The 11,822-nt window shown below is 76.6% G+C and carries 11 protein-coding genes; 10 read left to right on the top strand and 1 reads right to left on the bottom strand.

All coding sequences use genetic code 11. The features are described 5' to 3' along the window. Nucleotides 1-447: 447 nt before the first annotated feature. Entirely contained in the window at nucleotides 448-1,284 is an 837-nt protein-coding gene (locus PH189_RS29395; RefSeq protein WP_274192414.1) for a hypothetical protein, read from the bottom strand. On the opposite strand from PH189_RS29395, the gene PH189_RS29390 reads away from it, so the two are divergent. The 10 genes from PH189_RS29390 to PH189_RS29345 all read left to right on the top strand — a co-directional run bounded on the left by PH189_RS29390 (nucleotide 1,252) and on the right by PH189_RS29345 (nucleotide 11,786). After that, entirely contained in the window at nucleotides 1,252-1,899 is a 648-nt protein-coding gene (locus tag PH189_RS29390; RefSeq protein WP_274192413.1) for a tetratricopeptide repeat protein, read from the top strand. The two genes, PH189_RS29395 and PH189_RS29390, sit on opposite strands and share 33 nt — an antisense overlap. After that, on the top strand, nucleotides 1,896-2,891 hold the full coding sequence (locus PH189_RS29385) for an HAD-IIA family hydrolase (protein ID WP_274192412.1): 996 nt from the start codon (nucleotides 1,896-1,898) through the stop codon (nucleotides 2,889-2,891). The genes PH189_RS29390 and PH189_RS29385 overlap by 4 nt, the downstream gene beginning before the upstream one ends. Before the next feature lie 53 nt (nucleotides 2,892-2,944). After that, nucleotides 2,945-3,130, top strand: a complete 186-nt coding sequence (locus PH189_RS29380; RefSeq protein ID WP_274192411.1) for a hypothetical protein — start codon at nucleotides 2,945-2,947, stop codon at nucleotides 3,128-3,130. 5 nt (nucleotides 3,131-3,135) lie between these two features. Further along, nucleotides 3,136-3,984, top strand: coding sequence for a TlyA family RNA methyltransferase (locus PH189_RS29375; RefSeq protein ID WP_274192410.1), 849 nt, complete (start codon nucleotides 3,136-3,138; stop codon nucleotides 3,982-3,984). A gap of 109 nt (nucleotides 3,985-4,093) precedes the next feature. Further along, a complete protein-coding gene (locus tag PH189_RS29370) occupies nucleotides 4,094-4,990 on the top strand; it encodes an NAD kinase (protein WP_274192417.1) in 897 nt (298 codons plus the stop codon). Between the two features lie 117 nt (nucleotides 4,991-5,107). Continuing rightward, a complete protein-coding gene (recN, locus tag PH189_RS29365) occupies nucleotides 5,108-7,036 on the top strand; it encodes a DNA repair protein RecN (RefSeq protein WP_274192409.1) in 1,929 nt (642 codons plus the stop codon). A 96-nt stretch (nucleotides 7,037-7,132) separates the two neighbouring features. Beyond that, nucleotides 7,133-8,326: a putative cytokinetic ring protein SteA gene (gene steA / locus PH189_RS29360; RefSeq protein ID WP_274192408.1), complete on the top strand. Its 1,194-nt coding sequence runs from the start codon at nucleotides 7,133-7,135 to the stop codon at nucleotides 8,324-8,326. After that, nucleotides 8,326-9,243, top strand: a complete 918-nt coding sequence (locus tag PH189_RS29355; protein WP_274192407.1) for a copper transporter — start codon at nucleotides 8,326-8,328, stop codon at nucleotides 9,241-9,243. The genes steA and PH189_RS29355 overlap by 1 nt, the downstream gene beginning before the upstream one ends. Before the next feature lie 111 nt (nucleotides 9,244-9,354). Further along, nucleotides 9,355-11,112, top strand: coding sequence for a CTP synthase (locus PH189_RS29350; protein ID WP_274192406.1), 1,758 nt, complete (start codon nucleotides 9,355-9,357; stop codon nucleotides 11,110-11,112). Next, nucleotides 11,109-11,786: an NUDIX domain-containing protein gene (locus tag PH189_RS29345; RefSeq protein WP_274192405.1), complete on the top strand. Its 678-nt coding sequence runs from the start codon at nucleotides 11,109-11,111 to the stop codon at nucleotides 11,784-11,786. Before PH189_RS29350 ends, PH189_RS29345 begins: the two co-directional genes overlap by 4 nt. Nucleotides 11,787-11,822: the final 36 nt, after the last annotated feature.

Genomic DNA, 11,822 nt, shown 5'->3' with positions numbered 1-11,822 from the left:
TGCGACCGACAGGTCGTGGGAGAGTAGGACACCGCCGGAACACCCGACCACCCCCGCACCTCTCCTCCTCGCGAGGAGGGAACCCTGAACAGCGAGACTGATGATGGGCAGGACTCCGGCTGGAGCCCTGCCCTTTTTCATGCCCTGAGGAGGCCCGCCATGTCGTCGGATGCGTCGGACGGGGCCGGCTCGCGCGGAGCCGACGACGGCCCCCGCCAGGGTCGCGCCACCGGCCCGTCGCGGGACGACCGGCAGGGTGGCCCTCGCCGGGCGCCCACCGGCGGCGATCGGGGAGGGCCGAGGGGCGGCGGCACCGGTCGGCCCCGCAACGGCGACCGACCTGCTCGCGACGACCGCGGTGGACGTGGCGACGGCCCCGGCGGGGGTCGCGGTGATCGTTCTCGCGGTGGCGCCGACCGTCGTTCGGAGGGACGCGACAGCGAGCGGTCAGAGGGCCGGGGTCCCGGCCCCCGGGGTCGCGACAACGGCCGCTCCGGCGACGCCGCACCCGGTGCCCGCGGCGGACCCCGTCGTGGCCCGGGCGGCTCCGGTGGGCGTCCGACCGGCGGCGGCCCGGACCGGGGACGCTCCACCCGCGACGGTGGCGGCGCCCCTCGCGCTGGTGGCCGCCCCGACTCTCGTGGACGACCCGACGACCGGGGTGACGACCGCCCCCGCGGCGGACCTCGCAGCAATCGGCCGGCGTCGGACCGCCTGCGTGACGACCGGCCCCGCGACGACCGGCCGCGCGGCGACGATCGAGGCCGTACCGACCGTCCCCGCGGCGAGCGCCCGACCGGCGATCGGCCGCGTGACGACCGTCCTCGGAGCGACCGGCCTCGCGGGGACCGGCCGACCGGTGGCGGCGACCGCCGGCGGGACGACCGTCCCTCGGGGGACCGTCCGGGCCAGGACCGTCCTCGCCGGGACCGGCCCCGCAGCGACCGCCCCCGCGAGGATCGTCAGGGCGGACGCCCGGCCGGCGCCCGCGGGGACGGACGCGACGACCGCCGTCGCGACCCGCGCGCGGCCGACCCCGAGCGTCGCGGTGGCGCCGACGCGCGTCGGACCGCGCACGTCCAGGCACCGATCGAGCGCCACCAGGACGCCGCCCCGCGTCCGGTCGCGCCGCCGCTGCCGGACGACATCACGCCCGAGCTCCTCGACCAGGAGGCACGCCGCGCCCTGCGCGGGCTCCCGAAGGACCTGGCCGACCTGGTCGCGCGGCACCTCGTCGCGGTGGGCGAGCTCGTGGACGACGAGCCCGAGGCGGCGCTCGCCCACGCGCGGTTCGCACGGCACCGGGCGAGCCGGGTCGCGATGGTCCGCGAGGCGTCGGGCCTCGCCGCCTACCACGCCGGCGAGTGGGCCGAGGCGCTCTCCGAGCTGCGCGCGAGCCGGCGGATGGGCGGCGACGGGCACCTGCCGGTCATGGCCGACGCCGAGCGTGCCCTGGGCCGCCCGGAGCGCGCGATCGAGCTCTCGCGCAGCCCCGAGGCCCGCGACCTCGAGCCCGAGGAGGCCGTCGAGCTGCTGATCGTGGTCTCCGGCGCGCGGCGCGACCTCGGCGAGGCCGACGCCGCCGTCGTCGGCCTGCAGGTCCCCGAGCTCGACGCGTCGCGCGACGAGCCCTGGGTGCCGCGCCTCTTCTACGCCTACGCCGAGGCGCTCCAGGCCGCCGGCCGCACCGACGACGCCATCCGGGCGTTCCTCGAGGCCGCAGGCACGGACGTCGAGGGCGAGACGGACGCCGAGGAGCGCGCGATCATGCTCGGTGCCGGCGAGGGTGTTGTCGCGGCGGAGGCCGAGCCCGGGATCGCCGACACCGACGAGACCGACGAGACCGACGAGACCGACGAGACCGACCCTGACGACGACACGACGGGGCCGACGGCGTGAGCGGGTACGACGCGCTGCTCGTCGACCTCGACGGCACGGTCTACCGCGGCCCGGACGCGATCGACGGGGCCGTCGAGAGCCTCGAGGTCGCGCGCCGCGGCGCGACCGTCTCCTACGTCACGAACAACGCCTCGCGCGGCCCCGACGAGGTGGCCGAGCACCTGCGCGAGCTGGGCCTGACGCTGGAGTCCGGCGACGTCGTGACCAGCGCCCAGGCGGGGGCGGCGGTCGTCGCCGAGCACTGCGAGCCCGGCGCGCCGGTGCTCGTCGTCGGCGCGGAGGCGCTCGCCGAGGAGATCCGTCTGGTCGGGCTGACGCCCGTGCGATCCGAGGAGGACGCGCCGGTCGCGGTGGTGCAGGGCCACTCGCCCGACACCGGCTGGCGCATCCTCGCCGAGGCGGCGCTCGCCCTGAACCGAGGCGCGCACTGGGTGGCCTGCAACGTCGACCCCACGCTGCCCAACGAGCGAGGCTTCCTGCCGGGCAACGGGGCGATGGTGGCCGTGCTGCGCACCGCGTGCCGTCGCGAGCCCGAGGTGGCGGGCAAGCCGGCGGCGCCCCTGCTGCGCCAGGCCATCGAGCGCGCCGGGGCGCGGCGTCCCCTGGTGATCGGCGACCGCCTCGACACCGACATCGCCGGCGGGCACGCCGTCGAGGCCGACAGCCTGCTCGTCCTCACCGGGGTGTCCACGGCCGCCGACGTCCTCGGCGCGCCGCCCGAGCAGCGCCCGACCTACCTCGGCCCCGACCTGCAGGTCCTCGGCGGGGAGCTCGACGCTTTCCGGGTGCTCGACGGCGACACCGGCGGCTGGACGGCGAGCCGTGAGGACGGCGTCGTCGTGCTCGCGTCGGGCGCCGACGACGACGCCGCCGGCGCCCTGCGGGCCCTGTGCCGGGTGGCGTGGGACGCGCCGGCCGGCGGTGCCGAGGTCCGCGCCGCCGACGACCGCGCCGAGAAGATGATCAGCACCCTCGGGCTCGCCACCGGGTGACGCGTTAGCGTGGACGGCGACAGGACCACCGTCCCGACGTCGGAGGACACGCCATGACCGAGCCCGGCGACGCCACCACGGCCGACGCCGGGCCGCTGGCGGTCCTGCGCGGGGCCGTGCGTGCCCTCCCGTCCGCCGACGCCCCCGACGAGGCGTTCGACGCGGCCGAGCACGCCGCCCGCTTCGAGGCCGTCCACGACGCGATGGTCGCCGTGCTGGCCGACGTGGACCGGACCTGACCGCGGTGGCCCGGTCGACCGCGCGCCGGCTGCGACTCGACGCGGAGCTCGTCCGGCGCGGCCTCGCGCGCTCGCGGGAGCACGCCGCCGGGCTCATCGCCGACGGCCGGGTGACGGTCGGCGGCTCGGTCGCGACGAAGCCGGCGACGGCCGTCGAGACCGCCGCGGCCGTGGTCGTGCGCGACGACGTCGACGACCCGGGCTGGGCGTCGCGGGGTGCGCAGAAGCTGCTCGGCGCGCTGGAGGCGTTCGCGCCGCAGGGCCTGGCCGTCGACGGCCGCCGCTGCCTCGACGCCGGCGCGTCGACCGGCGGGTTCACCGACGTGCTCCTGCGGCGCGGCGCCCGCGAGGTGGTCGCCGTCGACGTCGGCTACGGGCAGCTGGTGTGGGCGCTGCAGATCGACCCGCGGGTCGCGGTGCACGACCGCGTGAACGTCCGGTCGCTGACCCCCGGGGACATCGGCGGGCCGGTGGACCTCGTCGTCGCCGACCTGTCGTTCATCTCCCTGGGCCTCGTCCTCGACGCCCTGGTCGCGTGCACCGTGCCGGGCGGGGACCTGGTGCCGATGGTGAAGCCGCAGTTCGAGGTCGGCCGCGAGCGGCTGGGATCCGGCGGTGTCGTCCGCGACCCGGAGCTGCGCGCGTCGGCCGTGCTGGACGTGGTGACCGCGGCCCGCACGCGAGGCCTCGCGCTGCGCGACGTCGTGGCCAGCCCGCTGCCCGGGCCGTCGGGCAACGTGGAGTACTTCTGCTGGCTGCGCCGGGCGGCCGATCACCCAGCGGACGAGGCGGCGAGCGCCCAGACTGACGACGAGGCGCTCGTGCGGCGTGCCGTCGAGCAGGGGCCGGCATGAGCGGACGACGGGAGGAGCGCCGGTGACGGGGGTCGACGGGGCCGCGTCCGCGCCGGCGAGCCGGACGCACGCGCAGGACACCGCGTCCCCGGACGGGGCGCGCGACGCGCTGCTGGTGGTGCACACCGGCCGCGAGGCGACCCGCAAGGTGGCGATCCAGGCCGCCCGCCGGCTGGCCGAGGCCGGCTTCGCGCTGCGGGTGCTGCCGGACGAGTACTCCACCGACGAGGGCCTGTTCGACGAGCTGCCCGAGTCCCAGCGCCCGCGCAAGGTCGATGCCGACTCCGACGCCGCCTTCGGCATGGAGATCGTCCTGGTGCTCGGCGGCGACGGGACGCTCCTGCGCGCGGCCGAGCTCGCCCGGCACGCCCGGGTGCCGATGCTCGGCGTGAACCTCGGGCGGGTCGGCTTCCTCGCCGAGGCCGACATCGACGACCTCGACGAGGTCCTCGACGCGGTCGTCGGACGCACCTACCGCGTCGAGGAGCGCATGACCGTCGACGTCGTCGCCCACCAGAACGGCACCGAGCTCGGCCGGACCTGGGCGCTCAACGAGGCGATCGTCGAGAAGATGAACTGGGCGCGCCTGCTCGACATCGTGCTCGAGGTCGACGGGCGCCCGGTGTCGGAGTTCGCGTGCGACGGCGTGCTCTGCGCGACGCCCACGGGCTCCACGGCGTACGCGTTCTCCGCGGGCGGGCCGGTGGTGTGGCCGGAGGTCCAGGCGATGCTGCTGGTGCCCAGCAACGCGCACGCGCTGTTCGCCCGGCCGCTCGTGGTCTCGCCGGACTCGCGGGTGGCGCTGGAGGTGTCGGGCCGCGGCGACGCAGGGGTGCTCGTCTGCGACGGGCGCCGCACCATCGAGCTGCCGCCGGGCTCGCGGGTCGAGGTCGCGCGCGGACGCAACCCCGTTCTGCTCGCCCGGCTGCGCGTCCAGCCGTTCACCGACCGGCTGGTCCGCAAGTTCGGGCTCCCGGTACAGGGCTGGCGCGGCCGGACGCACTGAGCGCCTCCCCTGGTGCGTGGCCCGTCGACCGCCGGGCACCGACCGTTCGACCATGTGTTCGATCGGATCGGCGTGTTCGGCCCCGCGGCGTCGGGGGCCCTGGTTATCGTGAGGCCCGTGCTCGCCGAGCTGAGGATCCAGGCCCTCGGGGTCATCGAGGACGCCACCCTCGATCTGCACCCCGGCCTCACCGTGGTCACCGGGGAGACCGGGGCCGGGAAGACGATGCTGGTCACCGGGTTGCACCTCCTGGGTGGTGGCCGTGCGGACTCCTCGCGTGTCCGTCGCGGCGCCGGGCGGGCCATGGTGGAGGGGCGGTTCCTGCTGCCCACCCCGGACGAGGTGGCGGAGGAGGCCGAGGAGGCCGAGAACGCGTCCGGGCCGGCGGACGACGATGGCGCCCCCCGCTCCGCGGTCCGGCTCGCCACCGACGCGGGCGCCGCGCTCGACGACGACGGCAGCCTGATCGCCGCGCGCACCGTCTCGGCCGACGGCCGCTCGCGGGCGCACCTCGGCGGTCGCTCGGTGCCGATGGCCGTGCTCTCCGACGTCACCGACGCCGCGCTCGCCGTCCACGGCCAGCACGAGGCGCTGCGCCTCCTGCGCGCCTCCGAGCAGCGCGCCGTGCTCGACCGCTTCGCCGGCGCCGCCGTCGCCGAGCCGCTGGCGGCCTACCGCCGCACGCGGACGGCGTGGCGCACGGCGACCACCGAGCTGACCCGGCGCCGTGAGCAGGCGCGCGAGCTCACCCGCGAGTCGGACATGCTGCGCCACGGGCTCACCGAGATCGAGTCCGTCGACCCGCAGCCCGGCGAGGACGCCGATCTCGTCGCCGAGGCCCGCAGGCTCGCCGACGCGGACGACCTCCGGGCCTCCGCCACCGCGGCGCTCGCCGCGCTCGCGGGCCCGCCGGACGGGGTGGGGGAGGAGCCGGACGCCGTGGGGCTGCTGGGCGAGGCGCGCCGGCGCGTCCAGGGCAGCGACGACCCGGCGCTCGCCGGGCTCGATCCGCGCCTGGCCGAGGCCGCCGCGCTGCTCGGGGACGCCGCCGCGGAGCTCACCGACTACCTCGCGCGCCTCGAGGCCGACCCGCAGCGTCTCGAGCAGGTGCTGGAACGCCAGGCCGCCCTCAAGAGCCTCACGCGCAAGTACGCGGCCGACGTCGACGGCGTCCTGGAGTGGGCGACGTCCGCGCGCGAGCGTCTCGCCGGCCTCGACACCTCCGACGAGGCGCTCGCCGCCCTGGCCGCCGAGGCCGAGCAGCTGGCGGTCGAGCTCGCCGGGCACGCCGCCACGGTGTCGGCCGCCCGCCGCGAGGCCGCCGACCGCTTCGGCGCCGCGGTGTCCGCCGAGCTCGACGGCCTGGCCATGGGCGCGGCGTCGGTGGCGCTCGCGGTCGGGGTGAAGGAGGCCGCCGGCGCCGACCCGCAGGCGCTCGACGTCGACGGACGCCGTGTGGTGGCCGGTCCCGACGGTGTCGACGAGGTGGAGCTGCTGCTCACCCCGCACGCCGGCGCCCCGCCCCTGCCGGTGCACAAGGGCGCCTCGGGCGGTGAGCTCTCGCGGGTGATGCTCGCGGTCGAGGTCGTGCTGGCCGGCGCCGACACCACGCCGACGCTGGTGTTCGACGAGGTCGACGCCGGGGTCGGCGGCCGCGCGGCGGTGGAGGTCGGGCGCCGCCTCGCGCGGCTGGCCGCCACCCACCAGGTCGTCGTCGTCACCCACCTCGCGCAGGTGGCCGCGTACGCCGACCGGCACCTCGTGGTCGACAAGGGCGGGCTGCAGGCCGTCACGGGTACCGACGAGCACGGCGTGACGCGCAGCGCGGTCCGCACGCTCGCCGACGGGGACCGCGTGGTCGAGCTCGCGCGCATGCTCGCGGGCACCGAGGAGACCGAGACCGGGCGGGCCCACGCCGAGGAGCTGCTCGCCGCCGCGGCGGCCGACCGCGCGTCGAGCGCCGGGGACGGCGCGGCGCCCACCCCGATCGAGCGCGGTGCCGCCACGCGGCGTAGTGGAGGCCGCCGGAGTCGCCGGGCCGGGTGACCCCGGAGCCCCGGCCCGGCGCGTCGGCGCCGCACATCCGGCCCCTCCGGCGACGATCGGAGGCATGGGTCGTGGCAGTGGCGCGGGGTGGCGGGCATGAAGTGGCCACGGGGACGCACCAAGGACGCGCCGGTCGGCGTCGTCGGCACGGCGCGCCTCGGCGGACGCTCGGGCGGCGCGCTCGCCCCGGAGCTGCTCCGCCGGGTGGGCCGCGGCGACGTCGCGGTGATCGACCAGGTCGACCTGGACCGCGCGACGGCGCACGCGCTCGTCGACGCCGGGGTGGCCGGGGTCGTCAACGTCTCGCCGTCGATCTCGGGTCGCTACCCGAACCTCGGTCCGGAGATCCTCACCGACGCCGGCGTGGCGCTCGTCGACGACGTCGGCGAGGGCGTGCTGCGCCGGGTCCGTGACGGCACTGCGGTGCGACTGCACGACGGCGGGGTCTACCTCGGCGACGAGGAGGTCGCCCGCGGCTTCTCCCAGACCGCCGACACGGTGGCCGACCAGCTCAGCGAGGCCCGCTCGGGCCTGGCCTCGCAGCTCGAGGCGTTCTCGGCGAACACCACCGAGTTCATGGCCCGCGAGCGGGCGATGCTGCTCGACGGCGTCGGGGTCCCCGGTCTCGAGACCGCGGTGTACGGCCGCACGGTGCTGGTGGTTGCGCCGGGCGCGGACCGCGCCGCCGAGCTGCGGCGCCTCAAGCACTTCATCCGCGAGGAACGGCCGGTCCTGGTCGGCGTCGGCAGCGGGGCCGAGGCGCTGCGCGAGGCCGGGCACACGCCGGTCGTGGTGGTCGGCACCGCCCTGGAGATCGACCCCGAGCTGGCCCGCAAGGCCGTGGACGTGGTCATCCCCGCCGACCTCGACGGGCACATCGCGGGGCTCGCGCGGCTGCAGGACGCCGGCATCGACCCGGTCGGCTTCCCGTCGTCGGCGAACCCCGAGGACATGGCGCTGCTCCTGGCGCACCGCCACGGGGCGTCGCTCGTGGTGGCGTGCGGGTTCGACGGCACGCTCACCGGTTTCCTCGACCGCGGCCGATCGGGCAGCAACCCCTCGACCGTCCTGACGCGGCTGCGGCTGGGGCCGACGCTGGTCGACGGCGCGGCCGTGGCGTCGCTGCACCGTCACCGGGTCACCACCGGCGCGGTGCTGCTCCTGCTGCTCGCCGTGGTGGCGGTCGGTGCCGCCGCGCTGCTGGCCAGCGGGCTCGCCGAGCCCATCGTGATGCTCGTGCGCGAGGGGTGGCTCGCCGTCCTGGCCGCGATCCAGGGGGGCGGGGGGTGATGTCGCTGCGCTACCACGTCGTCTCGATCGCGGCGATCCTGCTCGCGCTCGCCCTGGGCGTCGTCCTCGGCGCCTCGGCGCTCTCGGGTCGCGTGCTCGGCGCCCTCACCACCGATCGCGACGAGCTCGCCGGCCAGGTCGTCGCCCTGCGCGGCGACCGCGCCGCCGTCGACACCCGCCTGCAGGCGACCGAGCGCCTCGTCGCGGCCGGCGCCCCGTCGACGGTCGCGGGCGTGCTCCTGGGCCGGGGCGTCGCGGTCGTGGCCGCCCCCGGCGCCGACCCGGCCGATGTCGCCACCGTCTCCGATCTCGTCACCCGCGCCGGCGGACGCGTCACCGGGCGGCTCGCGCTGACCGACGCCGCGCTGGCTCCCGACCGGGCCGACGCGCTTCGCGCGCTCGTCCCGCGGCTCCTGCCGGCCGGGGCACAGCTGCCGACCACCACCGACACCGGGGCGCTCACCGGCTCGCTGCTCGGGTCGCTGCTCGTCGCCCGCCCCGGCGGCACGGACGAGCAGACCACGGGGCCCGAGGCGCGGACGGCGCTGCAGGCGCTGAGCCAGGCCGGGTACGTGCAGGCGCCCGACGCGCTCGACCCGACGCCGGCCGAGCTCGCGCTCGTCGTCGCCGGCGGCGGCACCGATCCCGCCCGTGACAGCACCCTGGCGCGCATGACCGGCGAGCTGGATCGTGTCGGGGCCGGCGCGGTGCTGGCCGGGCGCACCGGGTCCGGCGCCGTCACCGCCGTCCGCAACGACTCCGCCCTGCGCAGCGGGCTCTCGACCGTCGACGGGCTCGAGGGCCCGTCGTCGCAGGTGGCGGCGATCCTCGCGCTACGCGAGCAGGCCGACGGGCGCACCGGGCTCTACGGCCCGGTCGCCGGCACGTTCACCCCGCGGACGGCACCGGCCCCGTAGGACGGGGTCACCCGGGCGGGGCGGCGACACGGGGTTAGCATTGAGCCCCGTGGATCGCGGACTGCCTGGACCGAGGATCGCTCGAACGGCCCTCGCGCACGACCCGGGGGTGTGACCGTGCAGCCGTCGCGCACCACCAAGCACGTGTTCGTCACCGGCGGGGTCGCCTCGTCGCTCGGCAAGGGGCTGACGGCCTCGAGCCTGGGCCAGCTGCTCACCGCCCGCGGGTTGCGGGTGACCATGCAGAAGCTCGACCCGTACCTCAACGTCGATCCCGGCACGATGAACCCGTTCCAGCACGGCGAGGTCTTCGTCACCGAGGACGGCGCCGAGACCGACCTGGACATCGGGCACTACGAGCGCTTCCTCGACCGCGACCTCTCGGCGCGCGCGAACGTGACGACCGGTCAGGTGTACTCGACCGTCATCGCCAAGGAGCGGCGCGGGGAGTACCTCGGCGACACCGTGCAGGTCATCCCGCACATCACCGACGAGATCAAGTCGCGCGTGCTCGCGATGCGCACCGCCGACCCGGCGCCCGACGTCGTCATCACCGAGGTCGGCGGCACCGTCGGCGACATCGAGTCGCTGCCGTTCCTCGAGGCCGCCCGCCAGCTGCGCCACGAGGTCGGCCGGGACAACTGCTTCTTCCTGCACGTCTCGCTGGTCCCGTTCCTCGCGCCGTCGGGCGAGCTGAAGACCAAGCCCACGCAGCACTCGGTGGCCGCGCTGCGCAACATCGGTATCCAGCCCGACGGCCTGGTGCTGCGCGCGGACCGTGCGATCCCCGAGGACATGACCCGCAAGATCAGCCTCATGTGCGACGTCGAGGAGGACGGGGTCGTCGCCTGCCCCGACGCCCCGTCGATCTACGACATCCCCAAGGTCCTGCACGGCGAGGGTCTCGACGCCTACGTCGTCCGTCGCCTCGGCCTGCCGTTCCGCGACGTCGACTGGACGGTCTGGGGCGACCTGCTCGACCGCGTCCACCACCCCACCGAGACGGTCGAGATCGCGATCGTCGGCAAGTACGTGGACCTGCCCGACGCCTACCTCTCGGTCACCGAGGCGGTCCGCGCCGGCGGCTTCGCGCACCGCGCCCGCGTCACCGTCCGCTGGGTCCCGTCCGACTCGTGCGAGACGCCGGCGGGTGCGGCGGCCGCGCTGAAGGGCGTCTCCGGGGTCCTGGTCCCGGGTGGCTTCGGCATCCGTGGCATCGAGGGCAAGCTCGGCGCCCTGGCGCACGCCCACCGCAACGGCATCCCGACGCTCGGACTGTGCCTGGGCCTGCAGTGCATGGTCATCCACGCCGCGCGGTCCATGGCCGGACTGGAGGGCGCGAACTCCGCGGAGTTCGACGAGAGCACGCCGCACCCGGTGATCTCGACGATGGCCGGCCAGCACGACGTCGTCGCGGGCGAGCGCGACATGGGCGGCACCATGCGGCTGGGGTCCTGGCCCGCGGTGCTCGCCCCGGAGACGGTCGTGCGCGCCGCCTACGGCACCGGGAAGGTCACCGAGCGCCACCGCCACCGCTACGAGGTCAACAACGCCTACCGCGACCGTCTCGTCGAGGCCGGCCTGGTGATCTCGGGGACGTCGCCGGACGGGTCGCTGGTCGAGTTCGTCGAGCTGCCGCGCGAGAAGCACCCGTTCTTCGTCGGCACCCAGGCGCACCCGGAGCTCAAGAGCCGGCCCACCCGCGCGCACCCCCTGTTCCGCGCCTTCGTCGCCGCGTCCCTGCGCCACGTCGCCTCGGAGCGCCTGGACCTCGAGACGAACGGCGACCTGATTTCCGACGCCGGCTCCGGGAACGACGGCGACGCGCGCGTCGACGGCGTCGACGTCCCGGCGGCGGCGTCCTCGTGACGCGACCCCCCGTCACGCCCGACTCGCTCGCCGACCCCCACGACGGCCGTCCGCCCCACGCCTTCACGATCGTGGGCAGCGAGACCCTCTACGAGGGGCCGATCTTCGCGCTCCGGCGCGACGACGTGCGGATGCCCGGCGGCCGGATCGCCGGGCGCGAGAAGGTCGAGCACTTCGGCGCCGTCGCGGTCGCCGCCCTCGACGAGGACGACCGGCTCGTCATGATCTACCAGTACCGTCCCGCGCTCGGGCGGCGGCTGTGGGAGATGCCGGCGGGCCTGCTCGACGGCCAGGGCGAGAACCCGGTCGAGGCGGCCAAGCGTGAGCTCGTCGAGGAGGTCGGGGTCGAGGCCGACGAGTGGTCCACGCTCGTCGACATCGCGGGCTGCCCGGGCTTCGCCGACGAGTCGGTGCGCGTGTTCCTCGCCCGCGGCCTGCGATCGGTGGACCGTCCGCCCGCGGGCGACGACGAGGAGGCCGACCTGGTGATCCGCCGGGTGCCGCTCGACGACCTCGTGGCCGGGGCCTTGTCCGGCGCGCTGGTGAACGGCCCGTGCGTCGCGGGCGTGTTCGCGGCCGCCGAGGTCGTCGCCGGGCGGTTCACGCCGCGGCCGGTCGACGCGCCGTGGATCGACCGGCCGACCGAGTACGCGGCGCGCCGGGCCGCGCGCTGACGAACGAACGGCGCTCTCGCAGCTTCGGAAGCAGCG

Source organism: Actinomycetospora chibensis (assembly GCF_028737215.1).
GTDB classification, from domain to species: domain Bacteria; phylum Actinomycetota; class Actinomycetes; order Mycobacteriales; family Pseudonocardiaceae; genus Actinomycetospora; species Actinomycetospora chibensis.
This window is presented reverse-complemented; position numbering and strand designations above follow the sequence as displayed.